22 protein-coding genes are annotated in these 26,164 nt (G+C 67.7%); 12 read left to right on the top strand and 10 right to left on the bottom strand.

Annotated features, from left to right (window positions below):
• Positions 1–461: 461 nt before the first annotated feature.
• Together Ssi02_RS04475 and Ssi02_RS04470 are read right to left on the bottom strand one after the other, a co-directional pair.
• Positions 462–1,733, bottom strand: a complete 1,272-nt coding sequence (locus Ssi02_RS04475; protein ID WP_204021247.1) for an activator-dependent family glycosyltransferase — start codon at positions 1,731–1,733, stop codon at positions 462–464.
• Between the two features lie 8 nt (positions 1,734–1,741).
• A complete protein-coding gene (locus Ssi02_RS04470) occupies positions 1,742–2,980 on the bottom strand; it encodes an acyl-CoA dehydrogenase family protein (protein WP_204021245.1) in 1,239 nt (412 codons plus the stop codon).
• 340 nt (positions 2,981–3,320) lie between these two features.
• Between Ssi02_RS04470 and Ssi02_RS04465 the strand changes: the two genes are divergently transcribed.
• The 8 genes from Ssi02_RS04465 (at position 3,321) to Ssi02_RS04430 (ending at position 11,947) form a co-directional block, all read left to right on the top strand.
• The gene (locus Ssi02_RS04465; protein ID WP_204021243.1) at positions 3,321–3,905 is read left to right on the top strand and encodes a GNAT family N-acetyltransferase; all 585 of its coding nucleotides are present in this window, start codon (positions 3,321–3,323) and stop codon (positions 3,903–3,905) included.
• 11 nt (positions 3,906–3,916) lie between these two features.
• A complete protein-coding gene (locus tag Ssi02_RS04460; RefSeq protein WP_204021241.1) occupies positions 3,917–4,210 on the top strand; it encodes a phosphopantetheine-binding protein in 294 nt (97 codons plus the stop codon).
• A 224-nt stretch (positions 4,211–4,434) separates the two neighbouring features.
• Entirely contained in the window at positions 4,435–5,049 is a 615-nt protein-coding gene (locus Ssi02_RS04455; protein ID WP_275410585.1) for an LmbU family transcriptional regulator, read from the top strand.
• A gap of 24 nt (positions 5,050–5,073) precedes the next feature.
• Positions 5,074–6,912, top strand: a complete 1,839-nt coding sequence (locus Ssi02_RS04450; RefSeq protein WP_204021237.1) for a fatty acyl-AMP ligase — start codon at positions 5,074–5,076, stop codon at positions 6,910–6,912.
• Between the two features lie 46 nt (positions 6,913–6,958).
• Positions 6,959–8,068 (top strand): DegT/DnrJ/EryC1/StrS family aminotransferase, encoded by a 1,110-nt coding sequence (locus Ssi02_RS04445; RefSeq protein WP_204021235.1) that lies wholly within the window; start codon positions 6,959–6,961, stop codon positions 8,066–8,068.
• Positions 8,069–8,083: 15 nt separating this feature from the next.
• On the top strand, positions 8,084–9,403 hold the full coding sequence (locus tag Ssi02_RS04440; protein ID WP_204021233.1) for an activator-dependent family glycosyltransferase: 1,320 nt from the start codon (positions 8,084–8,086) through the stop codon (positions 9,401–9,403).
• 7 nt (positions 9,404–9,410) lie between these two features.
• Complete coding sequence (locus tag Ssi02_RS04435) at positions 9,411–10,685, top strand: activator-dependent family glycosyltransferase (RefSeq protein ID WP_204021231.1); 1,275 nt, start codon at positions 9,411–9,413, stop codon at positions 10,683–10,685.
• 8 nt (positions 10,686–10,693) lie between these two features.
• On the top strand, positions 10,694–11,947 hold the full coding sequence (locus Ssi02_RS04430) for an activator-dependent family glycosyltransferase (protein ID WP_204021229.1): 1,254 nt from the start codon (positions 10,694–10,696) through the stop codon (positions 11,945–11,947).
• A gap of 27 nt (positions 11,948–11,974) precedes the next feature.
• On the opposite strand, the gene Ssi02_RS04425 is transcribed toward Ssi02_RS04430, so the two are convergent.
• The 3 genes from Ssi02_RS04425 to Ssi02_RS04415 all read right to left on the bottom strand — a co-directional run bounded on the left by Ssi02_RS04425 (position 11,975) and on the right by Ssi02_RS04415 (position 15,753).
• Positions 11,975–13,201, bottom strand: a complete 1,227-nt coding sequence (locus tag Ssi02_RS04425; RefSeq protein ID WP_204021227.1) for a class I SAM-dependent methyltransferase — start codon at positions 13,199–13,201, stop codon at positions 11,975–11,977.
• A 113-nt stretch (positions 13,202–13,314) separates the two neighbouring features.
• Positions 13,315–14,313 carry a Gfo/Idh/MocA family protein gene (locus tag Ssi02_RS04420; protein ID WP_239128583.1) on the bottom strand — a complete coding sequence of 333 codons (999 nt, stop codon included), beginning with the start codon at positions 14,311–14,313 and terminating at the stop codon, positions 13,315–13,317.
• 12 nt (positions 14,314–14,325) lie between these two features.
• Positions 14,326–15,753, bottom strand: a complete 1,428-nt coding sequence (locus tag Ssi02_RS04415) for an NDP-hexose 2,3-dehydratase family protein (RefSeq protein ID WP_239128582.1) — start codon at positions 15,751–15,753, stop codon at positions 14,326–14,328.
• A gap of 204 nt (positions 15,754–15,957) precedes the next feature.
• Here Ssi02_RS04415 and Ssi02_RS04410 point away from each other — a divergent pair, with 204 nt between their 5' ends.
• Both Ssi02_RS04410 and Ssi02_RS04405 read left to right on the top strand, forming a co-directional pair.
• A complete protein-coding gene (locus Ssi02_RS04410) occupies positions 15,958–16,413 on the top strand; it encodes a sugar 3,4-ketoisomerase (protein ID WP_204021223.1) in 456 nt (151 codons plus the stop codon).
• Positions 16,410–17,513, top strand: coding sequence for a DegT/DnrJ/EryC1/StrS family aminotransferase (locus tag Ssi02_RS04405; protein WP_204021221.1), 1,104 nt, complete (start codon positions 16,410–16,412; stop codon positions 17,511–17,513). The genes Ssi02_RS04410 and Ssi02_RS04405 overlap by 4 nt, the downstream gene beginning before the upstream one ends.
• A gap of 184 nt (positions 17,514–17,697) precedes the next feature.
• On the opposite strand, the gene Ssi02_RS04400 is transcribed toward Ssi02_RS04405, so the two are convergent.
• From Ssi02_RS04400 to Ssi02_RS04380, 5 genes are all read right to left on the bottom strand, one after another.
• Positions 17,698–18,681: an NAD-dependent epimerase/dehydratase family protein gene (locus tag Ssi02_RS04400; RefSeq protein WP_204021219.1), complete on the bottom strand. Its 984-nt coding sequence runs from the start codon at positions 18,679–18,681 to the stop codon at positions 17,698–17,700.
• 4 nt (positions 18,682–18,685) lie between these two features.
• The gene (locus Ssi02_RS04395) at positions 18,686–20,038 is read right to left on the bottom strand and encodes a nucleotide sugar dehydrogenase (RefSeq protein ID WP_204021217.1); all 1,353 of its coding nucleotides are present in this window, start codon (positions 20,036–20,038) and stop codon (positions 18,686–18,688) included.
• 412 nt (positions 20,039–20,450) lie between these two features.
• The gene (locus Ssi02_RS04390) at positions 20,451–21,605 is read right to left on the bottom strand and encodes an ABC transporter permease (protein ID WP_204021215.1); all 1,155 of its coding nucleotides are present in this window, start codon (positions 21,603–21,605) and stop codon (positions 20,451–20,453) included.
• Positions 21,602–22,774: an ABC transporter permease gene (locus tag Ssi02_RS04385; RefSeq protein ID WP_204021213.1), complete on the bottom strand. Its 1,173-nt coding sequence runs from the start codon at positions 22,772–22,774 to the stop codon at positions 21,602–21,604. The genes Ssi02_RS04390 and Ssi02_RS04385 overlap by 4 nt, the downstream gene beginning before the upstream one ends.
• Positions 22,775–22,804: 30 nt before the next feature.
• The gene (locus Ssi02_RS04380; RefSeq protein ID WP_204021211.1) at positions 22,805–23,746 is read right to left on the bottom strand and encodes an ABC transporter ATP-binding protein; all 942 of its coding nucleotides are present in this window, start codon (positions 23,744–23,746) and stop codon (positions 22,805–22,807) included.
• Positions 23,747–24,878: 1,132 nt separating this feature from the next.
• Between Ssi02_RS04380 and Ssi02_RS04375 the strand changes: the two genes are divergently transcribed.
• Together Ssi02_RS04375 and Ssi02_RS04370 are read left to right on the top strand one after the other, a co-directional pair.
• Complete coding sequence (locus tag Ssi02_RS04375; RefSeq protein WP_204021209.1) at positions 24,879–25,541, top strand: GNAT family N-acetyltransferase; 663 nt, start codon at positions 24,879–24,881, stop codon at positions 25,539–25,541.
• Entirely contained in the window at positions 25,538–26,161 is a 624-nt protein-coding gene (locus Ssi02_RS04370) for a flavoprotein (protein ID WP_204021207.1), read from the top strand. Before Ssi02_RS04375 ends, Ssi02_RS04370 begins: the two co-directional genes overlap by 4 nt.
• Positions 26,162–26,164: the final 3 nt, after the last annotated feature.

Here is a 26,164-nt window from a genome sequence, read left to right as displayed (position 1 = left end):
TGACTCCGTTCCGCGAGAGCGGCGAAGCCCGCCGGTGAGGGCCGTCCGGCGTCGCCGGGCGCGCCCTCATTGGCATGCGGGGTCGCATTCCCCCAGCACGTGGACGCCGAGCCACACAGGGTCTTGCCACGCGGGCGGGCCGGCCGAGCTTCGCGGCGAACGCGGGAACGAGGCCCGGCCCGGAGACCGGCGCTCTCAAGGCTCATGCCGTACTCGGCGGGTGAGAGCGAGGGCGGTGAGGTGTGCCGGACGCGAGAGCCGCCCTGCTCCGACTCCCCGCAGACGAGCTGCGCACGTCCTTGAACGCCGGAAGTACGACTCCCGCGTTCAAGGACGTGCGCAGCATCGCCGTGGCGTGCACCCTGGCTCCCGCTGGAGGACGGCGGCGTGTGCCGGAGTCACGCGGGCTGTCACGCCCCGCATGGTGAGGCCGATCGCCGTCCTCCCCCTCCCCTAGCCCGTCAGGCGCCGGAGACCGCCGCGTCGCGGTGTTCGGCCGTGAGGCGCTCAAGCTCGGGCACGAAGTCGCTCGGGCTGGGCATGCTCATGGCCTCGTCCCGGAGCTTGGCGGCGTTCTCCTTGTAGGACGGCTGCTCAAGCAGGGCCAGCAGCTTCGTGCGCACCGTGTCCGTGCTCACGTCGCCCTTCTCCATGCTCATCCCCGCGCCGGCCGCGGCCAGCCGCCGCGCGCGCATCGCGTCGTCGAACATGAAGGGCAGGATGAGCTGCGGCACACCCCGCACCAGCGTGGTCATGAAGGTGCCCCCGCCGCCGTGGTTGATCACCGCCGAGCAGGTCGGCGCCAGAGCGTCCAGCGGCACGAACGGCACCAGCCTGGTGTTGTCCGGCACGGCCGTGAGCTTGGCCTGCTCCTCCTCCGGCAGCGTCGCCACGACCTCGATGTCGAGGTCGGCGACGGCATCGAGAACGTTCTGTACGGAGATCGGCAGGTTGCCCACGCGTTCGGTCGCCGAGGTGCCGAGCGTGATGGCCACGCGCGGGCGCTCCGGATCCTCACGCAGCCACCTCGGCAGCTCGGCGACCCCGTTGTAGGGCACGTAACGCATCGACTGGTACTTCACGTCGACGTCGAACCGCAACCGCACCGAGGGGGGCAGGCAGTCGATGGTGAAGTGCCCGCTGGCCATGTCCTCGGAGAAGGACGCTCCGAACCTCTCGGCTCTGTTGTCGATCCAGCGCCGCAGAGCGTCCTGCCGCACATCCTGCTTTTCATTGACAAACTGCATGTAGCGCGCCCGCATCATGGCAAACAGGTCGATGCTCCACAGGAAGCGAGCATGCGCCGCGCCACACACCTTGGCCGCGATGGCGCCGGCGAAGGTGACCGGTTCCCAGATCACCAGATCCGGCTTCCACTGCTGGGCGAACTCCGTGAGCTGGCCGATCATCGGATCGTTGACGACCCGCGCCCACCAGGGCACGAACAGATCGCCGTAACCGCTCTTCACGTAGTCCCAGGTGAGCTTCTCCTCGCGGGTTTCCGCGAAGTCGAAGTCGAAGTCCGCCCCGGGATCATGGCCGTGGTCGAGCTTGTGCAGAATGTGGTCCTTGCCGACGGGGACCGCGATGAGTCCCGCGCGGGTGATGACGTCGGTCAGTTCGGGCTGGCTGGCGACCCGGACCTCGTGACCCGCGTTCTGCATGGCCCACGCCAACGGCACCATGCCGAGGAAGTGCGCCTTCTCAGCATAAGCTGTGAATAGTACTCGCATTCAGATTCCTATCCCTGCTGTCCTTCATCGAGGGGCCCGAACACCTGACCGCTCAGGTAGTCCACGGCGTCGGGGTAGGTGTACGGCTGCATGAAGCCGCCGGCGCGGACGTCGCGGTAGAGCCGCGACAGCGGATTGGACCCGGAATACGACGCGCCGCCGACCACCGTGAGGCAATCGGAGACGATCGCCGGAGCCAGCCGGTTGACCATCAGCTTCGCGCATTGGAACGGCGTCATCATCTGAAGGCCGCGCTCCGCCGGATCGGTCACCTCGTCATAGGCGAGGGCGTCGGCGACCGCGAGGGCGCCGGCGACCGAGGAGCGCAGGGTGAACAGCCGGGCGTCCATTTCGGCCACCAGCGTCCGCACCGCGCCCGAGGTCACCTTGCCGCGCCGCTTGAGCTGACCGACCGCCAGGTCGCGCGCGGCCTGGGCGACGCCCGTGTAGATCCCCAGCATCGCGATGGAGCTGACCGTCTGCCCCGCGAGAATGGCGATGTTCCGCTCACCCGCGACCTCGCGCAGGAGGACGTCCTCCGGCGCGATCGGGCAGTTGTCGAAGACGATGTCGACGGTGCCCGAGGCGCGCATGCCGAGGCCGTCCCAGTTGTCGAGCACCGTCAGGCCGGGCGACTGCCTGGGCAGGACGGCGAGCGCGTAGCGGGGAGGACCGTCGGGGACGTGGGCGCGTGCGTAGATGGCGAAGTCCGTGGCGATCGGCGCGAGGCTCACCAAGGTCTTACGTCCGGACAAGGTCCAGCCGCCCCCCTCGGCGGGGAGCAGCGTCGTGACGATGCCGCCCTTGGGGGCGTCCTTGACGCCCGTGCAGACGACCGCGCCTTCCGTGCCCATCTTGCGCAGGACCCGTTCGGCGAGCGACCGCGCGACCGACGACCCCCTCCGCCATTCGTAGGCCAGTGTCAGGCCGCGGCTGAGCTGCATATGCAGGGCCAGCGCTGTGGAGGCGTCGGCTTCGGCGACCTTCATGAGCACAAGAGCGACGTCGTGCATGCACCCGACGCCGAACCCACCGAACTCGGTGGGGACCGTCCCGCCCATGACGCCGTCCTTGCGTAACCCTTCGAAGACGGCGGCCGGAAAGGTGCCCTGCCTGTCGTTCTCCGCAGCCACCGCACCGATCGCGGGAAGATGCGTCGTGACGATGTCCAGCAGGTCGCGGCCTTCCGGGGTGATCGGCTCGCGAAGCGACCCCACGATCGGCGATTTCTCGATCTGCAGTGTCATTCTGTTCTCATCCCACTTCCCTCCGGTGCGAACCGGCCTGTAGATCTGCGCCACCGAATACGATGTCCATTCGGCGGCCGCATGACAAGAGATCGGACATAATCCGAGCGGCCCGGGATTCCTAAATAATCCTGCCCCGGTCAATAGCGATCCGGGGTGCCGGGCCACGCCCGATCGGCAGATTTTATGGAATCGTTTCGCACACGGGGCGCGCATCGGGAATGGCTTGACTGTCCGAGCACGTCAGAACTAGCGTCTGTCCCGCTGGCGAGACGGTTCGAGTTTCCCTCGGCACCGAGATTAGCCAGATCCACTCGAGCGAATATGAAGGTGGATGACAGTGCTCTTTCCGCATGTCAAAACCGGCAGGACGCTGCTCCGGCCGGCCGATCCGCCAGACGGGGTCACCGTCTACGAACTCCTCCAGAAAGCCGGTCTGGAGAATCTCTCCTCGGCGGAGTTGTTCGCGATGATGCACCTGAGCGACATCTCCGCCAAATTCATGGTCGAACGCCGCGAGAACGGCAGGACGGTTGGCTTCGCCTCATTACACCACCTCGACCAGGCGGGCGGACACGTTCAGGCGAGCGTGGTAACCGACGAGAGCGCGGCGTCGGACGGCACGGCGGAGGAGGCGACCATGCTCGTCGTCAACTACGCCTTTGCCATGTGGAATATCAGGAAGGTCTACTTCTGGACGGCGGACACCGGCTTCGAGGCCCGTAGTGCCTTTCTCAAGCCGGCCCACGAGGCGACGCTCTCAGAGCATCTGTATGACCGCGGGCAGCTTCGTGACCTCTATATCTCCGCCGTCTACCGGGAGCAGTGGGTGCCTGAGGGCCCGCGAACCCTGGCACGGCTTGTGCAGACCCCGCTCGGCTCGGCCGAGGACCAGACAGACCGGCCCCGCATGGAAGGACACTGATCGAGATGGTCGTGGCGAACGTCAAGAAGGAAGTCCAGGACAGCGTTGAGCGGGAGGCGCTCAAGATCCTTCTCTTCAGCAACGAGGAGATGGCGGCGAACGAGATGCTGGACCTGGGCGATATCCCAGAGCTCACCGATCTCGGGGGGCTCGACTCCTTCTCTTACGTGCTGCTGGTCCTGGCCCTGGAAGACAAGTACGGCATACCACTACTTGATGAGATGGCCGCGTTTTCCGGCAAGACATTCGCCGAACTAGCCGATTTCATCGTTGAACGGCTTCCTAAACAAGAGGCCGGCTCATAACCTCGGACTACCTCGAATGGCACCAAGTTTTACGCCGCAGCCGTCTAGAACCTGTCTAGAAACGGTCGCTAACCGCTAGGGCAGAATCACTCCTTGATGACGGTTGATCGAGCGAAGGATGTGAGACCATGCCCAAGGGGAACGGTCACCAGCACCTAGCGGCTACGGACCGCAACCCGATCGAGCCCATCCACAACAATCGCCTCTCATTAAACGGCCCCGGCTTGACCAGACGGACCGCGCTCGCTCTGCCCGTCGGCATGCCGATCGCCGAGTGGAGTCGTTTGGGGCGGCAGATATTCATCATTTCGGACTCTTCCGCGTGGTGGCTCGGCGACTGGCTCATCTACGGGCAGGCGCAATACCCCGACAGATACAAGCGTGCGGTGGCCGAGACGTCGCTCGACTACCAGACGCTGCGCAACTACGCCTGGGTGGCCAGGCAGTTCAGCGTGCCGCGGCGGCGGGACAAGCTCAGCTTCCAGCACCACGCCGAGGTCGCGAGCCTGCCGGAGGCGGAGCAGGAGAGCTGGCTCAACAAGGCCGAGAGGTTCAAGTGGTCTCGGAACGAACTGAGGCGGCGCATCAAGGCCGGCCGCACCGTCGGCCAGAGCGCCGTGGAGGTCACTCACATCCAGATGAGTGTCATAGCTCCGCAGAAGGAACTCTGGCAAGAGGCGGCCAAGACCCACGAGCAGGATCTGCTGACCTGGATCATCTCCATCCTGGACAACGCCGCCAGGTCGACGCTGGATGTGAAGGACGGCTACCCACAGCTGAACGGCGGCTCAGCTCCCGGACCTGTGAGGGAGATCGCCCAGGCCGACAGTAAGCACTAAGCACAGGAGGGCAGGAGAGAAGAGATGAGCACGGATATCGGCGTTTCGCAGGACAGCGACACCACCATCCAGGGACCGGTATCCGGCGCATCGTCCGACCACCGCCCGCCGCGCCATCTCGGGGACGCGGTCCGATACTTCGCAGAGGTGTCCGGGAACTCCCCCGCTGTCACGTTCCTGGACTACGGGATCAGGCGTGGGAGCGGCACTCGCGAGGGCGGCACGGCGACCACGCTGACCTACGCCCAACTCGACCGGCGGGCCCGCGCCGTAGCGGCGGAACTCCAGTTTCGGTGCGCCCCCGGTGCCCGGGTGGCGGTGCTCTGCCGTCAGGGGCTCGACTATGTCGTGGCGTTCCTCGCCTGCGACTACGCGGGAGTCGTGGCGGTTCCCCTCTACGCCCCCGAGAGCATGCGTGCGAACGACCGGCTGTCGTCGGCCATGGGCGACTGCCTTCCCACCTGCGTTCTCACCACGACCACCGCGCACACGGCGGTGGCGGGGGTGCTCGATCGGATGGACCGCAAGCCCTCTCATGTGATCGACGTGGACGTGGTCGCGGCAGGCTCAGGCGCGGCCTGGCGGAGACGTGATCTCCCGCCGGGATCGCCCGCCTGCCTGCAATACACCTCCGGCTCCACTCGGACACCCGCGGGTGTCCGAGTCACCCGGGAGAACATGGCGGTCGCAGTGGAGCAGCTCTACGCTCACTTTCCCGCGGCCACCGTGGTGTCCTGGCTCCCGTTCTTCCATGACTTCGGGTTGATCTGCGGGATCGTGGCGCCGCTCAGCGCCGGCGCCCACGCGGTCCACCTCAGTCCGATGGCCTTCATTCAGGACCCGTCTCGCTGGCTGCGCGCGATCAGCGACCACCGGGCCGACTGGAGCGTAACCCCTCCCTCCACACTGCTGCACTGCGTGCGCCGCGTCACCGAGGAACAGAAACGCACCCTGGACCTTAGCTGCCTGCGCACGATCAGCGTCGCCGCCGAGCCGGTGTACGCCGAGGTGACCGAGGCGTTCGCCGCCGCGTTCGCCTCGTGCGGGATGGCGCCGGCGGTCCCGACGCCCTGCTATGGCCTTGCCGAGGCCACCCTTCCGGTCACCGGCACCCCGGTGGGTGAGGGAGTGACCGATCGCCACATCGATCGTGTCGCGCTGGGCGAGGGGCGGGCCGTCCTGTGCGCGGCGGGCGCCCCCGGGGCTGTTCGCCTCGTCGACTGCGGCCCGCCGCACGCCGGGGTCACCGTACGGATCGTCGATCCCGGTGACAACCGTGCCAAGCGGGAGGGCGAGGTCGGGGAGATCTGGGTGAGCGGGCCGAATGTCGCCGACGGTTACTGGGGGCGGCCGGAGCGATCGGCCGAGGTGTTCGCCGGGCGTCTTCTGAACCCGGACGGCACCGAGAGTGAGGGCTCGTGGTTGCGGACCGGCGACCTGGGCTTCCTGCTCGACGGCCGGCTTCACGTGGCGGGACGGGTCAAAGACCTGATCATCATCCGCGGCCGGAACCACTATCCGGAGGACATCGAGTCGACGGTTCTCGCGGCGAGCCCCGTCGACTCGGCAGCCGCGTTCGCCGTCAAGGCCGGCGGTGGCGACGCGGATGCGGGAACCGGAGGTGCGGAACACCTGATCGTCCTCATCGAGAGCACGAGGGAGACCCTCGACGCAGGCGAGGACGAGCGGCGAGAAATCGTTCAGTCTCTGCGCAGTGAGATCTCACGCCATCACGGCCTGATCGCGCATGACGTCATTATGGTGCGCCGTGGCGCGCTGCCGCGGACGACGAGCGGGAAGGTCCGGCGCGGCGCCTGCCGCGAGATGTACCTCCGCGGCGAGTTCGGCCAGGGCGGTCGCTGACCATACGGCTCACCCGCTTACGGATTTGCGGAGGTGACGCACGACCATGACTCTTCATGTCTGGGATTACCGGCAGGAATATGAGAACGAGCGAGACGACATCCTCGATGCCGTGGATTCGGTCTTCCGCTCGGGTCAGCTCGTTCTCGGGCAGAGTGTGCGAGGCTTCGAACAAGCCTTCGCCGATTATCACGGCGTCGCGCATTGCGCGAGCGTCGACAACGGGACCAACGCGCTCGTGCTCGGGCTTCAGGCGCTCGGCGTCGAGCGCGGCGACGAAGTGATCACCGTGTCCAACACGGCGGCGCCCACCGTCGTGGCGATCGACGCGGTCGGCGCGGTCCCGGTCTTCGTCGACGTCCACCCGGACACCTATCTGATGGACGTCGCCCAGGTCGAGGCGGCCATCACCGAGCGCACACGCTGCCTGCTACCCGTGCATCTGTACGGCCAGTGCGTCGACATGGAGCCGCTGCTCGCCTTGGCGGCCCGGCACGACCTGGCGGTCCTGGAGGACTGCGCGCAAGCGCACGGGGCGAGGCACCACGGCCGGATCGCCGGCTCGATGGGCCACGCCGCGGCGTTCTCCTTCTATCCGACCAAGGTTCTCGGCGCTTACGGCGACGGCGGGGCGGCGATCACCTCCGACCCCAAGGTGGACGCCAATCTGCGGCGGCTGCGCTACTACGGGATGGAGGAGCGCTACTACGTGGTCCGGACGCCCGGCCACAACAGCCGCCTCGACGAGGTGCACGCGGAGGTGCTCCGGCGCAAGCTCACCAGGCTCGACGACTACATCGCCGGGCGCCGGGCCGTGGCGGCGCGTTATGCCGAGGCGCTCGCCGACACCGACATCGTGCTCCCCGCGACGGCGCCCGGCAACGACCACGTCTACTACGTCTACGTCGTCCGGCACCCGGCGCGAGACAAGATCATCGAGTCGCTCAAGTCGTATGGCATCGCCCTCAACATCAGCTACCCGTGGCCTGTGCACACCATGAGCGGCTTCGCCCACCTGGGCTACGCGGAAGGTGCGTTCCCGGTCACCGAGGCCGCGGCGAAGGAGATCTTCTCCCTCCCGATGTATCCGTCGCTGACGATCAGCGATCAGGACAAGGTGATCGGCGCGCTCCGCGACGTGCTGGCGAACCTGTGACGGGCGTGTAGACCGATGCGCGTCGTGTTCGCCACCCATGCGGAATGGACACACTTCAGCGGCATGGTCCCGCTCGCATGGGCTCTGCACAACGCGGGGCACGAGGTGCGGGTCGCCAGCCAGCCGGCGATGACCGGCCACGTCACACGAGCCGGCCTGACCTCGGTGCCCGTCGGCGGCAACCACAACCTGGGCATGTTGCTGAAGTTCGCCGACACCCTCGACCCGGACGCACCACCGCCGTTCGACTTCACCGAGGACCGGCCGGAGAAGCTCACCTGGGACTACCTCACGGCGGGATTCGGCGACGAGGTGGTTCCCTGGTGGTGGCGGGTGATCAACGATCCCATGATCGGCGAGCTGACGGAGTTCTGCCGGCAGTGGCGGCCCGACCTCGTGATCTGGGAACCGATCACCTTCGCGGGGCCGATCGCGGCCAAGGCCTGCGGTGCCGCACACGTGCGGTTCGTGTGGAGCGCCGATCTCTTCGGCGCCATGCGCGGCCGCTATGTGCAGGTCCGGGACCGGCAGCCGCCGGACGCCCGCGAGGACGCCCTCGCGCGGTGGATCGGCCTGCGCGGGGAGAAGTACGCGGGGGTCGAGTTCTCCGAGGACATGACCACAGGCCAGGCGACGATCGACTACACCCCGCCGTCCCTGCGCCTGGACGTCGATCTCGACTACGTCCCGCTGCGGTTCACTCCGTACACCGGACGGTCCGTCGTGCCGGATTGGCTCCGCGCTCCCCCGGAGCGCCCCCGCGTCTGCCTCACCCTCGGCACGTCGGCGGTCGGTCACCACGACGCCTTCAAGGTCTCCGTCCAGGACGTCCTCACCTCGCTGGGCGAGCTCGACGTCGAGGTCGTCGCCACCCTCCCCCGATCTCAGGCGGAACGACTCACCGGCGTCCCGCCCAACACGACGATCGCTGACTTCGTCCCGCTCAACGTGCTCCTGCCCACGTGCTCGGCGGTCATCAACCACGGCGGTCCCGGCACGGTGTTCACCGCACTGACGTACGGCGTGCCGCAGCTTGTCCTGCCGAGCGTGTTCGACGAGCTGATCCTCGCGCGGCGGCTCGCCGAGCACGGGGCCGGCCTGACGATCGCCCCCGATGCGGCCAAGGGGACGCTGATCGCCGATCACGTGCGGCGGCTGCTGAACGAACCGTCGCTGCGCGCGGGCGCCGCGAGGATCCGCGGCGAGATGCTCGCCATGCCTTCACCCGCCGCCCTGGTGCCGACGTTGGAGCGGCTGGTCGCCGATCACCGTGGCATCAGCGGCGTTCCGGCTTACCCCACTCGTGGCCTCCCGGCACACACCACTCACCGATGAGGGAGTCATGCGCGTCCTGTTCGTCTCTTATGCAGAGAAAACACATTTCATTGGGATGGTGCCGCTGGCGTGGGCCCTGCACAACGCGGGCCACGAGGTGCGTGTCGCCAGCCACCCGGAGCTGACCAGCACCATCACCCACGCCGGGCTGACCGCTGTGCCCGTCGGTAAAGATCACCATCTGACCCGGGTCCTGGACATCTGCCGGCAACTCGGCGACGAGTATGACTTCGACATGGCCGAGAACCGGCCCGAGCACCTTCCCTGGGATCACCTGAAGCCGAGGTACCGGGGCTTCGTGGTGTGGTGGGCCCGCCTCGTGAACGATTCGATCCTCAAGGACGTGACCGACTTCAGCCTGTATTGGCGGCCCGATCTGGTGATCTGGGAGCCGGTCACGTTCGCCGGGCCGATCGCGGCCAAGGCGGTAGGCGCGGCGCACGCGCGGTTCATGTGGGGACTCGACGTGTTCGCCAGAATCCGCAGTCACTACCTGCGGGTGGGAGCCGAGCAGCCGCCGGCCCAGCGGCAGGACAGCCTGGCCGACTGGATCAACGCACGCGGCGAGCAATACGGCGTGGAGTTCAGCGAGGACATGAGCACCGGGCACTTCACCCTCGACTACACCCCGCCCTCCATGCGCTTCGACCTCGACTACCATCACGTGCCGCTGCGCTATGTCCCCTACAACGGCACCGGCACCGTGCCCGACTGGCTCCGCACCCCGCCCAAGCGGCCCCGCGTCTGCCTCACCCTCGGCACCTCCGCCACCGAACGGCTCGACGGCTACAGCGTCCCCATCCAGGACATCCTCACCTCCCTGGGCGACCTCGACATCGAAGTCGTCGCCACCATCCCGGACGCCCAGCGGGACCAGCTCACCCACGTCCCGGACAATGTCAGGACCGTTCCGTTCGTTCCTCTCAGTGCTCTGGTGCCCACCTGCTCGGCGGTCATCCACCACGGTGGCGGCGGCTCCTTCTCCACCAGTTCGATCAACGGTGTCCCGCAGCTCGTGCTCGCCAACATGGTGGACGCTCCCATCAAGGGCCAGATGCTGCACGATCGCGGCGCGGGGATCTTCATCCCGTCCGAGCAGGCCACCGGCCCCGCCGTGCGGGAGGCCCTCCACCGGCTGCTCACCGAGCCCTCCTACCGCCGCGACGCCGGACGCCTCCGCGAGGAGATGTTCGCCATGCCCTCCCCGGCCGACGTCGTTCCCGAGCTGGAAAAGCTCGCCTTCGAATATCGCGCTGCCCCGGCACAGGCCGCTCATCGTTGAGGGAGACCATGCGCATCCTGTTCACCTCATACGCCGATAAATCGCATTTTCTGGGCATGGCGCCGCTGGCGTGGGCCCTGCACATCGCGGGGCACGAGGTGCGGGTCGCCAGTCAGCCCGAGCTGACCGGCACCATCACCCACGCCGGGCTGACCGCCGTGCCCGTCGGCACCGACCACCGGCTGCGCCGCATCTCGGCCATGGTGAAGGAGAAGGGGGCGGGGCTCCCGGCGTTCGAGCTGGCCGACGTCAGGCCGGAGAAGCTCACCTGGGAGTACCTGTCGTGGGGGTACCGGTCGCTGGTGCCCTGGTGGTGGCGGGTGATCAACAATCCCATGATCGCCGACCTGACCGACTTCTGCCGGTATTGGCGGCCGGATCTGGTGATCTGGGAGCCGATCTCCTTCGCCGGGCCGATCGCGGCCAAGGCGTCAGGCGCGGCGCACGCACGGTTCATGTGGGGACTCGACGTGTTCGCCCGGATGCGGGCCCACTATGTGCGGCTGCGGGACGAACAGCCCGAGCAGCGGCGCGAGGACAGCCTGGCCGAGTGGATCGGGTCACAGGGCGCGCAGTTCGGCGTCGAGTTCACCGAGGACATGACCACCGGGCACTTCACCCTCGACTACACCCCGCCCTCCATGCGCTTCGACCTCGACTACCATCACGTGCCGCTGCGCTATGTCCCCTACAACGGCACCGGCACCGTGCCCGACTGGCTCCGCACCCCGCCCAAGCGGCCCCGCGTCTGCCTCACCCTCGGCACCTCCGCCACCGAACGGCTCGACGGCTACAGCGTCCCCATCCAGGACATCCTCACCTCCCTGGGCGACCTCGACATCGAAGTCGTCGCCACCATCCCCGACGCCCAGCGGGACCAGCTCACCCACGTCCCGGACAACGTCAGGACCGTTCCGTTCGTCCCCCTCAGCGTCCTTGTCCCCACCTGCTCCGCCGTCATCCACCACGGCGGCGGCGGCTCCTTCTCCACCAGCTCACTTCACGGCGTCCCCCAGCTTGTCCTGGCCGACATGATGGACGCCCCCGTCAAAGGGCAGCTGCTGCACGACCGCGGCGCCGGGATCTTCATCCCCTCCGGCCAGGCGGCCGGCCCCGCCGTACGCGACGCCGTCCGCCGGCTGCTCACCGACCCCTCCCACACCCGCGAAGCCGGCCGCCTTCGCGACGAGATGCTCGCCATGCCCTCCCCCGCCGACATCATCCCCGAACTGGAAAAACTCGCCATCGCCCACCGCTCGTAAACGGTGGGCGATGGCGAGTGACTCCGGTCAGACGACGTGAACCTCGGGCACATAGCGGATCCACTTGCCGCCGGCGGCGCGGAACTCGTGCTCCTTGGCCATGATCTCGTCGGCGTGGTTCCAGGCGAACAGCAGGGCGTAGTCCGGGTAGGGGTCGCGGAAGGCCTCAGGCCCGCGCACCGGGATGTGGACACCCGGGGTGAGCCGTCCCTGCTTGGCCTCGGTCGTGTCACACACGAACGACACCAGGTCCGGATTTATCCCGCAAAAGTTGGTCACGGTGGCGCTCTTCGCGGTCGCGCCGTAGCCGACGACCGTCTTGCCCTCGGCCTTGGCCCGCTGGAGCACTTCGCGCAACTGCTCGCGGATCGTCTCGACTCGCCTGGCGAAGCCCAGCAGCGTGTCACGGCCGGACAGCGCGCGTGCCTCCTCCTCCGCCAGCAGCTCCGCGACCGCGGGCGCCGGGGTGCGCTGCCCCGCAGGAGCCAGCGTGTAGCGCACCTCGCCGCCGTGCACCGGGATCCGCTCGACGTCGACCAGGTCGAGGCCGAAACGCCGGGCCATCGACCGCACCGACGTGGCGGTGAAGAAGTAGAAGTGCTCGTCGTAGATCTGGTCGAAGGACGCCCGCTCCACGATGTCGCCGAAGTAGGGGTCCTCGAACACGAACACACCGGACGGCTTGAGCAGCGCCGTCACCCCGCGGAGCACGGACTCCATGTAGGGAATGTGGCAAAGTGTGTTGGCCGCGTAGATGACGTCGGCCGGCCCCTTCCCGTCCCGGATGTCGTTCGCGGTCGACTCCTCGAAGAAGTCCTTGCGCACCTCGATCCCCTTGGCCCTGGCCAGCTCGGCCACACCGCCCGAGGGCTCCACCCCGAGGTGCCGGACCCCGGCGTCGGCGACAGTCTTGAGCATGACGCCGTCGTTGCAGCCGAGCTCGACGATGAACGGGTCGGGCCCGCCGAGCTCGGTGGCCAGGAACCGCTTCGCCAGCTCCTCGAAGTGCGAGCGCATCACCGAGGAGCCGGAGGAGAGGTACGGATAATCCTCGTGGAACATGTGCGTGCGGGGAACCTCTTCCATCAGCTGCACCATCGCGCAGGACGCACATATTCCCACCGCGAGACGGAAGAAGAACTCGTTTTCCAGCTCGTCGGGTCGGACGAAGCGGTCAGAAAGCGGCTGGCGACCGAAATCAAAGAATTCTTCCACGGCGCCATCGCAAATGCGGCACCGAGTCGTATGGGTCATTGCGAGCTCCTCGGATGCATCTCACCGGGACCGGCACCACGGGATGCGCGTGCTCAAAGTCCGGGGTTGTCTTCAACATACACGAGCCCAGTCCACGGGCTAAGTAGCGATTTCTAAGGATTTCTCGGAAGGGGCGACTCCATGCTTGCGAAGGCACGAATCCCGTCCACCAATCTCGCCTGTGCGAGCATTGATTCCGCCCCCAATCCACCCCCCTTTCCCTCACGCACGGCCTGGGCGAAGGCGTCGAGGGCGTTGACGAACTGACCGTCGGCGTCGAGAGTGATTTCCTCGACGTGGTCCTGCCGTTCGATCCGCACCACAGGCCGCAGCGTGTCGGGCGGCGTGAACGCCCGGTTCACGGTGAGCGTGCCCTTCTCCCCCCACAGCGTGTAGACGCTGCGGTAGGAGTGCCGGAAACCGAAGCCGATCTGGGCCGTGAGGCCCTCGGCGGAGGCGAACAGCGCGGCGCCCCCGACGTCCACCCCGCCGGGGCGGTCGTGGGTCAGGGACGCCCCGCGGACCTCAAGCTCCGGGCCGAGAAAGAGCTGCGCCGCCCGGATCGGGTAGACCCCCACCTCCAGCAGCGCGCCGCCGCCGAGCTCAGGCCGAGCGCGAAAGTCCTCGACGGCCCGCGGCGGGATGCCGAAGTCGCTGGTGAACGCCCGCAACTCCCCGACGGCCCCTTCTGCGAGCAGCCGGTGCACGGTCGCGTGCTGCGAATGCGCGGTGAACGTGAGATTCTCCGCCAGCGTCAAGCCGAGCGTCTCCGCCGCCTCCACCAGCGCCTCGGCCTCCGCATGACCGGTGGCCAGCGGCTTTTCCGCGAGCACGTGTTTGCCGGCCGCCAATGAGCGCTCCACCCACTGCCGCCGCAGGCCCGTCGGCAGCGGAATATAGACGGCTTCCACATCGTCGCGCTCCAGCAGGCCGTCGTAGCCGACGACGGGGTCGCACCCGAACCGCCGGGCGAATCGCTCCGCCTTGCCCGCGTCGCGGCTGGCCACGGCGAGCAATTCGACGTTGCGGCTCGCCAGCATGGCGGGCACGGTGCGCCGCCAGGCGATGTCCGCCCCTGAGATCACGCCCATGCGGACGGGTTCAACCTTCACGAGGTCCCCTCTCTAAAGGCTCCGCAGACAGGCGATCAGCGTGCGTGCCTGCACGTTCAAGTAGTAACTGTGCCGAAGCAAGCCGGTGAGCTGCGCGACCGTCATCCACCGGTGGCCGGGCGGGACGTCGAGGGGGAAATCCTCGTCCGTCTCGATCACGAGATATCTGCTGACGGCGTGCAGGAACCGCCCTCCCTCCTCCGACAGCCGCGCCTCATATCTGATCTTGCCCGCGTCCGCGGCCAGCACATAGTCCAGGAAGGCCGGCCGCTCCCCGCCGGCGTAGTTCTCCGGTGTGCACTGCACGGTCGGCCCGAGTTCCACCACGTCCAGCAGGCCGGGCTCCAGCCGGGCCTGGACCAGCAGGTGGAGCACCCCGCCGATCGTCTTGGTGAGGAAGGCGGCCACGCCGTGGCCCACCGGCACGAAGAGCGGCTGCGTCCACTGCCGCACCTCCCGGTTCCCGGCCTGTACGGCGACCGCCGCGACCTTGAAGTATTTGCCGTCCTCATGGGTGATCTCCCGCTCGGAACGGCTCCAGCCGGGAATCCCGCCAAGGCCCACACGCCGGCGTTCCACCAGGGGCCGCGTGCGGGCCTCGGTGAACCAGCTCTGGTTCTCCTCGGCCGAGTGAAGTCCCCGGACGTCCTCCCGCGACGAGCGCACAAGCGCGTCGTGAAACTCGCTCCCACCGCCCGGCGCGGAGGCGGGCACGGGAAAGGGCAGGCAGGCGAGCACCGTGCGCGAATCCATGTTGATCAGGTTGTCGACGCGCAGCAGTTCGTGGAGCTGGCCGAGCGTGAGCCAGCAGAATCCGTCGCGGGCGGGCACGTCGTCGTCGACCAGGACCACGATGTTCCTGTTGCGCTTGCACCAGAACCACGAGCCGTGCTCCGACTGGAGCACGTCGAGGATGACGCGGCCCGGTCTCGGCTCGATGAAGTAGTCCAGATAGGGCACGTTGGCGCCGCGGTGCACCCCGATGTAGTTGCTGTGGGTGGCCTGCACCGTCGGCGAGAGCTGGACGGAGTTGATGTTGCCTGGCTCCATCTTGCCCTGCATCAGAAAGTGCAGCACGCCGTCGATCTCCTTGGCCAGCAGGCCGAGGATGCCGACTTCGGGCTGATCGATGATCGGCTGTGACCAGGCCAGGAAGGGCTCGCTGCGCATGGTCACGGCCAGCCCCTCGACGCTGAAGAAGCGCCCGCTGCGGTGCCCGAGGTTGCCTGTGGCCGGGTCGAAATCCCACCCCTCGAGTTCGGCGAACGGGATCCTTTCCACATCGGCCCGAGCCGTGTGCAGTTGCCGCGCATACCATTCCTCGAACTCCGCGAGCGGCACGACGGAGCTGTCCCCGGCCAATGCCGACTTCACCAGCAGGCGCCCGAACTCCTCATTCTCCACGCCCGGCGGATCTGATAGAAGGGCAGGTTTCCTCATAAACGGCATCTCCGATCTGTTCGGCGGGCGACGTCCACCGCGGATGCACAGTAGAGGCGATGATCAATCGTCCTTGACCATCAGGCGCTCCAGAAATAGCGTTTGTCCCGCTGGCGAGACGGAGCACGTTCTCCGCTAATTGTACGGAAAACAATGCACGGGACGGCAGAGAACGGCGCCCCACTAAAGGAAGGCGAAGGGTCTGTGAATTCTTCTTCGAATGCCGGCGGCGGGAGCCCCACCGTCGGCAGGGTGGAACCGTGCCACATCATCGACCTCAAGGAGATCAGCGATCAACGCGGACATCTCTGCGTCGTCCAGAGCGGCAAGGAGATCGACTTCGACATCAAGCGCGCCTACTACATGTACGGCATGCCGGAGGGAGCCGCCAGAGGCGCGCACGGTCACCGCAGGCTCCGGCAGATCATCATCGCCGTGCACGGCCGGTTCGAGGTCGTCGTGGACGACGGCTTCTCCCAGGCCACGTTCGTGCTGGACCACCCCAGCAAGGGTCTCTACATGGGCCCGATGGTCTGGCGGGACATGATTAATTTCGCGCCGGGCACGGTGGGGTTGTGGCTGGTGTCCGACGTCTACGACGAGGGGGACTACTACCGCGACCGGGAAGAGTTCCTCCGCGACGCGCGAGCACTCGCGTGAAGATCCCCTTCCTCGACCTCAAGGCCCCCTACGAGGAACTCCGGGCCGACATCGACGCCGCCGTCCAGCGTGTGCTCTCCTCCGGCTGGTATCTCCTCGGCGCCGAGGTGACCGCGTTCGAGCAGGAGTTCGCGGCCTACTGCGAAACCGACCACTGCGTGGCCGTCGGCAGCGGCCTCGACGCGCTCGAACTCACGCTCCTCGCACTGGACATCGGCGCCGGCGACGAGGTGATCGTGCCGGCGCACACCTTCATCGCGACCTGGCTCGCGGTCTCGGCCACCGGGGCGCGTCCCGTGCCGGTCGAACCCGACGAGCACACCTTCACCATCGACCCGGCGCGCATCGAGGCGGCGGTCACCCCCCGCACCAAGGCGATCATGCCGGTCGACCTCTACGGCCATCCCTGCGACCTGGACGCCCTTGAGGCCATCGCCGTACGGCACGGCCTGCACGTCGTCGAGGACGCGGCACAGGCGCACGGGGCCCGCTATCGCGGCAGGCGCATAGGGTCCCGCTTCACCTCGGCCTTCAGCTTCTACCCCGGCAAGAACCTCGGCGCGCTCGGCGACGGCGGAGCCGTGGTGACCCGTGACGCCGCCCTGGCGGAGCGGCTGCGGCTGCTCCGCAACTATGGCTCGCGGGTCAAATACGAACACGAGATCCAGGCGACCAACTCACGGCTCGACGAGCTCCAGGCCGCCGTGCTGCGCGTCAAACTCGCCCACCTGGACGAGTGGAACACCCGCCGCACCCACGTCGCCGACCGCTACCTCAAAGAACTCGCCGGCGTCGACGAGCTCGTCCTCCCCGCGGTCGCGCCCTACGCCGACCCGGTGTGGCACCTGTTCGTCATACGCACCACGCGCCGCCGGCACTTCCAGGACGCCCTGGCCGCCGCAGGCATCGGCACGCTCATCCACTATCCCGGCGCCGTGCACCGTTCCACCGCCTACGCCGGGCAGACGCCCCCTGGTGCGTCCTACCCGATCAGCGAGCGGCTCGCGGACGAGGTGCTGAGCCTCCCGATGGGCCCGCACCTGAGCGACGACGCCGTCGACACGGTCGTCGGCGCCCTCATCGCGGCCTCACGCACCTGAGCACCCAGGGCCCGTACGGCACAAGCACACACGGCCGAAGGCCCAGCGCGGCTGTGCCGTACGGGCCCATACGCCTTCGTGCCGGCGAAGAGCACCGCGGACCCGGCCCGTGGCCGCAGCGGAGAGACCGTCAGGGCGGGCCGCCTTTCCGGCGGCCCGCCCCCTGGGTTGCGGAGGTGGCAGGTCAGGACGGGCCGCTGTCGTCCTGTTCGAGCCACCAGGGGTTGGCGCGGGCCCACTCGATCGTCCGGGTAAGGCCCTCGCGCAGGTCGACCGTACTCTTCCAGCCGAGGAGCGCCTGTGCCTTCGCCGTGTCCGGGATCCTTCTGGACAGGTCCTGATAGCTCTCGCCGAAGCTCGCCCGGGGGTCCACGGGGACCGCGAGGGTTCCGCCGGTGAGTTCCACGACGAGTTCGACGACCTGGCGGATGGTGCTCTCGTGGGAGCTTCCGATGTTGAACGCCTCGCCGAGGGCCTTGTCCGCGGCGGCGACCGTGATCGTCGCGTCGATGGCGTCCCCGACGTAGGTGAAGCACCGGGTCTGCCGTCCGTCGTCGTAGATGAGCGGAGGCAGGCCGCGCAGCGCGCGGTGGACACTGCGGCTGACGACGAAGGCCGGGCGCTGGCGCGGACCGTAGACGTTGAAGTAGCGCACGATGGAGGCCGCGAGCCCGTGCTGGCGGATGTAGCCGAAGGTCAGGTGCTCGGCCAGCGCCTTGCTCGACGAATAGCTCCAGCGCTCCGTGGCGGTGCTGCCGACCACACGGTCGGCGTCCTCGTCCCACGGCACCACGGGGTTCTTGCCGAAGACCTCGCTGGTGCTCGCGACGACGACTCTCGCGCCGGCCTTCTCCGAGAGCTCCAGCACGTTGCGTGTGCCGTTCAGATTGATGTCGATGACGTCGAGAGGCCGGTCGACATAGCGGTCGACGCCGACCACGGCGGCGAGGTGGTAGACGACGTCCACGCCCCGGGTGACGGCCGAGGCGAGCTGCCCCTCGGATCTGATGTCCCCCACGATGTACCGCACGGCTTCCTGCCGGGCGCCCTGGCCCGGCGGCGGCGCCGCTCCGTCGAACACGACCACCTCGTCGCCCTGTTCGACGAGGCGCTCGACGAGGTGGCTGCCGACGAAGCCGCACCCACCGGTGACCACGACCTTGGCCATGCCCCTACCTTCCGATCCCGCGATAGGCGAAGCCGAGCTCGCGAAGCCGATCGATCGTCTTCCTCGGGTAATACGCACGCCCGTCGACCACGGCGCACGAGGGTGCGACCCGCTCCTTGAGCGCGGCGAGGTCGACCGCCTCGAACTCGCGGTGCAGGGCCAGCACCGCCAGGCAGTCCGCACCTGAGACGGCCTCGTCGAGGGAGGCCGCCATCCGCATGCCGAAGGTCTTCTCCGCCTCGTCGGCGTTCACCAGCGGGTCGAAGACGGCGACCTCGGCGCCGGCCTCCCGCAGGGCCGTCACCACCGGCAAAGTCGGGGTCGCCCGCAGGTCGCCGGTGTTGTTCTTGAAGGCCAGCCCGAGCACGGCGACCTTGGCCTCGCCGGGCTTCTTGCCGAGTTTGGCGAGTTCGTCGACGATGAGGCCGGCCGTGTAATGCGGCATCGAGTCGTTCACTTCACGGGCGGCCGGAATCGTGTGCAGGTCAACATTTCGCTCGTGAGCGGTGCGCCATACCATCCACGGGTCCTTGGTGAGACACGAACCGCCCACTCCGACACTCGGCAAAAGAATGTTGACGTTGCCCGAGCCCTTGGCAATCGTATTCGCGGCCGCGATGACGTTCAGCACGTCGACCTCGAAAAGCGCGCACACCTTGGCGAGTTCATTCGCGAGGGCGATGTTGTGGTCGATCCACCAATTGTCGGCGAGTTTCACCATCTCCGCGGCTTCCAGCGAGCCGACGACGATCACTTCGACGCCCACGGCCCTGCGCCAGAACGCGGCTGCCGCCGTACCGCTGTCCTCACACCAACCGCCGACGACGATCGGGAAAGTGCGGAGTTCACTGAGCGCGACGCCTTCTGAGAGCCGTTCCGGGCAGGTCGCCAGCCCGAAGTCCCTGCCGCACACCAGGCCGCCGCCTTCGAGGAGCGGGATGACCAGGTCACGGGTGCGGCCGGGAGGCATCGTGCTCTTGACGATGACGAGCTGTCCGGCCCTGATGTGCTTGCTCAGCTCGTCGCAGGCCGCTCTGATCTGGGTCTCGACGAGCACCCCTCGATCGCCTGCCGGTGTGCCCACGGCCACGACCACGACGTCGGCGCCGGACACGCCCTCGTAATCCGTGGTGACGCGCAGCCGCCCCGCGGCGAGGTTGCCGGCGATCAGTTCGGGCAGACCGGCCTCGCTGAACCGGCAGTGCCCGGCTTCCAATTCGTCGATGAGCGTGTGATCGGTGTCGACGCCGATCACATTCATGCCGCTCTCGGCCAGCACGGCGGCCACACAAGATCCGACATAGCCCAGCCCCACGACCGCGGCCGTCAATTCTTCCGCATCAGGTAGGAAACGCATATCAGCTCCATCCGGCGACTTCGCCATTCAATGGCACCGATTGCCGCGAAGAATCCCGGGATTGTCCATCGGTTCGCGACGGCCGACCGGTGCTGTGGTGAAGCCGCCCCGTCTCAGGGGGGCTCACCCTCCGATGCCCGATATCGAAATCGAGTTTGATAGTGGTCCGCGGGGGGTTGTAATGACAACCCCTATCGCCGACCCCCTATTCGTAAATCCCGCCGGACGAAACTGAAATGCCTTCACCGGACCTCGCCCACGCCCACGCAACCCGTGATGTGCGGCGGAGCCGGCTTGACCGGCGCTCGCATCGCACGCGTGTGCGCGGGCCCCTGCGCACACGCAGACCCGCGAGCCGGGCCGTGGTGGGGCCCGGCCCTCGGTCTTGTCGCGGCAGGAGAGGAGCGTGCCTTTAGTGGATGAGGGCCTGGCGCAGCCTGGACATGCCGATGCCGAAGAGGACCGCGGCGAAGGCGAGGAGGACGCCCAGTTGCGGCAGGATGTCGGCCACGCCGCCGCCGTGCCGTACAAGCTCGGCGAACGCCTCGTATGCCCATGCGTGTGGTGTGATGTGGGCGATCGCCTGCATCGTTCCGCTGAACGACTCCAGTGGCACCATCACCCCGCCGAGCGCGGCGAGGCCCAGGCCGAGGAGCAGGGCGAGGGAGATCGCGGGGCCGGGGACGTGGAAGACCGAGCCGAGGAGCAGGGCGGCGCCTCCGCCCACCAGGGAGAAGACCACCAGCAACACGGCGGCGGCGAACGGGTCGCCCCAGTTGACGCCGAAGATCAGCGCGGAGCCGATCATCACCAGGAGGCCCTGTACCAAGGCGATCAGGATCCTGCCGAGCGACTCCCCCGCCACCAGGACTCCGACCGGTGTCGGGGTGGAGTACATGCGCCGGGAGACGCCGAGCAGGCGGGTCTCGATGATGCCGATGGCCGCGGTCAGGGAGGTGAGGAACATGAACATGATCATCAGCGACGGGGCCGACAGGGCGAAGGAGTTGAACCCCGCGGGGAAGAGGGCCTTGCCTGTCGTCCGCACCGAGATCTCGATTCCGGGCACGGTCGCCTTCTCCGCCGCCGCCAGGGTCTGCTCGAAGGAGCCCTTGCCCTCGGCCGTCCCGAACCGCGCGGCGCGGAGCAGCGCGCCCTCCTGGCCGCCGACGGAGCGCACCCACACGCCGAGTTCGAGCGCCTGCGGGTCGCCCGGTCTGGCCACGAAGCTGACGGCGACGTTCCGGCCGGCCAGAAGCTCCTGGTCGTAGTTCGCCGGGAGGGTGAGGCCGGCCTGGATGACGCCGCGCTCGATCTGGGAGCGCAGCTCGGCCTCGGAGCCGACCCGCTCGATGCGGATGCGCTCCCCCTCGGACACGGCCTTGACCAGGCGCTCGGCCAGCGGACCCGGCCCCGACACGACACCCAGCCGGACTTCCTGACCACCGCCGAAGAGCAGGCCCATCATCAAGACGGTCGCGATCGGCGTGATGACGATGAAGAAGATGTTGGTCTTCTCGCGGAAAACCCGGCGCAGGTTCACCATCGCGATGGCGAGAACCTTCATGACTGGAGCATCCTTCCCACACGCAACAAGGCCATCGCGAAGCCGACCACGGCGAACGCCAGCAGGGCGAGCGTCGGCACGAGGATCGCCGAGAGCGACCCTCCGCCGGCGAGATCCGAGAGCCCGCGCAGGAACCAGCCGTGCGGGGTCGCGAAGGTGATGGTGGCGAGCGAGCCGAGGTTGGCGACGGGGAAGAAGACACCCCCGAGCATGCCAAGGATCATCGCGATCACCGACTGCCAGTTCGACGCCTGCTCGGAGGTGCGGGCGAAGGTCGCGACGGCGGCCATCATGCCGGTCGCGGCGAGGACCGCGGCGACTATCAGGATCCCAACCCCGAGCGGATCGCCCCAGCGCGCGCCCATCAGCAGGCTTGAGGCCACGACGAGGATCGCGGTGCTCACGATGCCCACGAGCACGCCGCTCAGCAGCTTGCCGGCGAGGATCGCCGAGCGCGGGATCGGCGCGGCGAGCAGCCTCGCCAGCGTGCCGGAGCGGCGCTCGTCGAACAGGCTGGTCACGCTGAACACCACGGAGAAGAAGAGGAAGAACATCGCCATGCCCGCCGCGTAGAACGTGGTGGTGTCGAGTTCCCTCGTGGCGACGTTGCTGTCGTCCCGCACCGACAGGGGGGCGGCGACGGTCCGCGCGCGTTCGGCGATCTGCTCACGCTGCTCCTGCGTCAGCGTGGCCCCGCCCGCGACCGTGACCGCCAGTTGCACCGAGCGCAGGTCGGTGGCGAAGGCCTCGCCGATCTCCCGCGCGACCTGGACCGCCACGGGCGCGTCGACGCTGCCGACCACCTGAATGGTGGCCGGGGCCCCTGCCTGCACTCCGGCGGAGAACCCCGCGGGCAGGACGAAGGCCGCCTGGACCTCCTGGCTCTCGGTCAGCCGGCCGGCCTCCTCGGCCGTGGCCACCCTGCGCAGCGAGAGGGTTCCCTGTTTCTCCAAGGGCACGAGGACCTGCTCGGTGAAGACCTGCGCGATCGGGCCCCGGTCCGCGTCCACGAGCGCGTATTTCGCGGTGAACGAGTTTCCCCCGCCTCCCAGGATGAGGTTGAGGACGAACGCCATGCCGAGGGGAAGCCCGATGGCGAACACGAACAGTGTGCTGTCCCTGGCACGCTGCGCCAGATCCTTGAAAAGAATGATTGTGATGGCACGCATCGTCGCTCTCCGGCTCAGGTAGCAGTCGCGTCAGTCCCGCAGGGCCTTGCCGGTGAGGTGGAGGAAGACCGCTTCCAGATCGGGCTCGCGCACCTCGACCGAGCGCACCGTGACCCCCGCCTCCGTCACCTCGTGAAGGGCCCGCGCCAGCACGACACCGGCCTCGGGAACCATGAGCTCGATCCTGGATTCGTCATGGCTGACCTGCCTGGCCTCCGGCATCTCACGCAGGGCCGCGGCGGCGCGGGCCAGGTCTCCCTCGGCGGTGAGCGTCACCCGGTCGTGCTCGCCGACCATGGCGACTAACTCCCGGCGTGTGCCCTCGGCCTGCATCCGGCCCTTGTCGACGATGCCGACACGGTCGCAGAGGCGCTCGGCCTCTTCCATGTAGTGGGTGGTGTAGAGCACCGCGACGCCCTCGCCGGCCAGTTGCTCGACGCTGTCGAGGATGGCGTTGCGGCTCTGCGGGTCGACTCCCACGGTCGGCTCGTCGAGGATCAGCAGGCGTGGCCGGTGGATGAGGCCGACACCGATGTTGAGCCGGCGCATCATGCCGCCGGAGAACCCGCCGATGGTCTCGTCGGCGCGGTCGGCGAGCCCGATGATCTCAAGCACCTCATCCGTCTTGCGCTTGATGTCGTTCCTGCTCAAGCCATACATGCGACCGAAGAAGCGGAGGTTCTGCCGGGCCGTGAGGTCGGGGTAGAGGGCCATCTCCTGGGGCACATAACCGATCAGCGATTTCGTCTTGACGCTGTTGACATCGTGTTTCTGCCCGTCGATCAGCACATCGCCGGCATCGCGCGCGAGCACACCGACGATCATCGCGATCGATGTCGTCTTTCCCGCGCCGTTCGGACCGAGGAGACCATACGTCTCCCCCTCGGCGATGGAGAACCCAATGCCGTCTACCGCGACCATCTGGCCGTATTGCTTTCGTAGGCCATCGCAGGCCAGAACCGCGTCGCTCATGACGCCAAGTTGATCACACGGTCTTCCTGACAGACAAGACGACCAGCCCGTAAAGACCGATTAGTCGCCCAGTAGTAACAAAAGTCCGAATTCTCGACTTCTGATCAGTTTGGCGACGTCAGATGCCCAGCATGGCACATACCGGATCTCACCGCCAGGGCCTCATCTTTTCGTATCCAGGCCCGGCCGGTAATCCCCGGCCGAACCACAACAGCCCACCGGTGTGGGGGATCATCGCGGATGACCCCCCACACCGATGGTTATCAGCAGGTGATCGTGCTGTTGTTGCTACCGGGCAGCTCCGCGTACTCGGGCGCCGGCTCAAGCTCCTGGAGCTCGAGAATGTTGGACAGGTCCATGGTCACACCTCCTTTTCATTCTTCCCCGGTCGAAGTGGCCGGCCGAGGGGGCCAGGCCATTCGGACCGCGTCGGCAAATAAAAGCTGACATATCCGCTCTGTTTAATCAACAGCCATCGCTCGAAAAGCCGTACGGAATCCCACGCGGGGAAATGCAGCACCACGGCCGAAAACTGGTAAAACGCCGATCCCACACCAAGCGAAATAACCCGTCAACGCGCCGGCCGGACGCCCGGGAAAGCCTCGGCGGAGCAGCGGGTGATCGGCTCCGCTCCCCCGCCCCCGGCCGGGCGGCCCGGTCCGACGCGAGGCCGGCGCACGCGTACGGTGGACCACGCGGGCCGGTTGAACATCGGAGATGCGCACCGCCGGCACCGGCTCGGCGCCCTGACGCCGGCACTCACCGCGGGCGGACGTTTCCAGCCGGCGCCGCCGCCGGAGAATTTCGCCGGCGCCACGTCCCGCCGGCGAGACGCTCACGGCAAGACTTCACTGGAAAACAGGGGGAGGCGGGGGCGAGCGCCACGCGGGCCTGCCATGCGGCCCAATTGACTCGGCGCGGCGTCCAAAACTAGTGTTCGGCCGTCTGATGCTTCTGCGACCGATGCGACCGATGCGTCCGAGGCGGAAGCCATATGCTTCTCGGCAGAGTTGATCGGCAAATCACCGGCGTCCCTGAAATCACGTCTCCGGGAAACCGCAGGGGCCATGACCTGTTGAGCGGGTTTGAAATCCGATTTTCAAATTCGAGTGAGAAGTCCAGGGGGCGGCACGTGCTCATTCTCCATGTCGAGACTCCGCGGACGGCTCTTGTCCCCGCCGACGCCAAGGACGCGACCACGCTCTATCGGCTTCTGCTGAAGCTCGGTCTGCACAGCCTGCCCCCACTGGAATCGTTCGTCGCGTCATTCGACAACGACTGGGTCGATGTGCAGTTCGTCGTCAGAGCCCGGCAGTCCGACGAGACGGTGGGTTTCGCCTCCTTACAGGGCCTCGATCCGGCCGGGCACATCCAGGCCGGCATCTTCCTTGACCAGGAGCGGGCCGGATACGGCGTCGGCGGCGAGGCGATGATGCTGCTCATGAACTACGCGTTCACCCGCTGGGGCGAACTCAGGAAGGTCTATTTCATGACGACCGACGCCAGCCTGGCCCGCTTCGGCGCCATGAGCAGGACGGCGACACGGGAGGCCACCCTTCCCCAGCACATGTTCTTCCGCGGCCGGCTGTGGGACGTCTACATCTACTCCGTCCGCCGGCAGATGTGGGAGGAGCAGGGCGCAGGACTCCTCTCCCGGCTCATCGACGGCGCTCCGCAGGAAGAGCCGGAAGAGGAATACACGGTGACCCGCTGGGTCTACTTCGTGGAGAGCGTCAAATGGCTGGCGCGCAGACCGTTCGAGAAGCTGCGGAATCACACGGGGTCGCGGATATGAACGCACGCCAGGTTCCCGAGTTCGGCGCACGCCGTCTGCTCGTCGTGGGCAGCGGCGCCATCTCGGTGATGCAGCTCCCGTTCTGGCTCACCTGGCTGACCTCCTCCTATCCGGAGCTTGAGGTGGAGGTCGTGCTCACCAGGAGCGCGGAGCAGTTCGTCAGCTCGCACGCGCTGAGCGTGCTCGTGGGCCGCGAGACGATCAGCGACCGCTGGCCGGCCGAACCGCAGGCGCAGGCCCTGCACGTGCGGCTCACGGAGTGGAGCGACAGCGTCATCGTCTACCCCGCCTGCATGAATTTCGTGTCCCGGCTCGCCCTCGGCCTCGCCGACACCCCCGCGCTGCTGGCCCTGCAGTGCACCCCCTCCCCCATCGCCGTGGCCCCCTCGCTGCCGCCCGGCGCCCTGCGGAACCCGACGTTCACCGGTCACCTGAAGTCGCTGGAGGAGCGCCCCAATGTGGTGGTGGCCCCGACTCAGGCGGCCACCAGCGCGACCACGGGCCGGAAGGACGCCGCGGGCGCCCCGCCGCTGTGGAAGGTGATCGAGCTCGTCGAGGGGCTCCGGCGCGACCTGGCAGCGGAGACCGCAGGCGACGAGGCCCCGGGGCCTACCACGTGACCC

The organism is Sinosporangium siamense (genome assembly GCF_016863435.1).
GTDB lineage: Bacteria > Actinomycetota > Actinomycetes > Streptosporangiales > Streptosporangiaceae > Sinosporangium > Sinosporangium siamense.
The sequence above is the reverse complement of the archived record's forward strand: the minus strand, read 5'-3'. Positions and strand labels throughout refer to the sequence as shown.

Bases quoted from the DNA above. Each gene is read 5' to 3' on its own strand.
- Ssi02_RS04370 (WP_204021207.1), top strand. From the start codon at position 25,538: ATGAACGCACGCCAGGTTCCCGAGTTCGGCGCACGCCGTCTGCTCGTC.
- Ssi02_RS04435 (WP_204021231.1), top strand. From the start codon at position 9,411: ATGCGCGTCCTGTTCGTCTCTTATGCAGAGAAAACACATTTCATTGGG.
- Ssi02_RS04395 (WP_204021217.1), bottom strand. From the start codon at position 20,038: ATGCGTTTCCTACCTGATGCGGAAGAATTGACGGCCGCGGTCGTGGGG.
- Ssi02_RS04450 (WP_204021237.1), top strand. From the start codon at position 5,074: ATGAGCACGGATATCGGCGTTTCGCAGGACAGCGACACCACCATCCAG.
- Ssi02_RS04475 (WP_204021247.1), bottom strand. From the start codon at position 1,733: ATGCGAGTACTATTCACAGCTTATGCTGAGAAGGCGCACTTCCTCGGC.
- Ssi02_RS04415 (WP_239128582.1), bottom strand. From the start codon at position 15,753: ATGAGGAAACCTGCCCTTCTATCAGATCCGCCGGGCGTGGAGAATGAG.
- Ssi02_RS04380 (WP_204021211.1), bottom strand. From the start codon at position 23,746: ATGAGCGACGCGGTTCTGGCCTGCGATGGCCTACGAAAGCAATACGGC.
- Ssi02_RS04390 (WP_204021215.1), bottom strand. From the start codon at position 21,605: ATGAAGGTTCTCGCCATCGCGATGGTGAACCTGCGCCGGGTTTTCCGC.
- Ssi02_RS04385 (WP_204021213.1), bottom strand. From the start codon at position 22,774: ATGCGTGCCATCACAATCATTCTTTTCAAGGATCTGGCGCAGCGTGCC.
- Ssi02_RS04430 (WP_204021229.1), top strand. From the start codon at position 10,694: ATGCGCATCCTGTTCACCTCATACGCCGATAAATCGCATTTTCTGGGC.
- Ssi02_RS04400 (WP_204021219.1), bottom strand. From the start codon at position 18,681: ATGGCCAAGGTCGTGGTCACCGGTGGGTGCGGCTTCGTCGGCAGCCAC.
- Ssi02_RS04445 (WP_204021235.1), top strand. From the start codon at position 6,959: ATGACTCTTCATGTCTGGGATTACCGGCAGGAATATGAGAACGAGCGA.
- Ssi02_RS04425 (WP_204021227.1), bottom strand. From the start codon at position 13,201: ATGACCCATACGACTCGGTGCCGCATTTGCGATGGCGCCGTGGAAGAA.
- Ssi02_RS04440 (WP_204021233.1), top strand. From the start codon at position 8,084: ATGCGCGTCGTGTTCGCCACCCATGCGGAATGGACACACTTCAGCGGC.
- Ssi02_RS04470 (WP_204021245.1), bottom strand. From the start codon at position 2,980: ATGACACTGCAGATCGAGAAATCGCCGATCGTGGGGTCGCTTCGCGAG.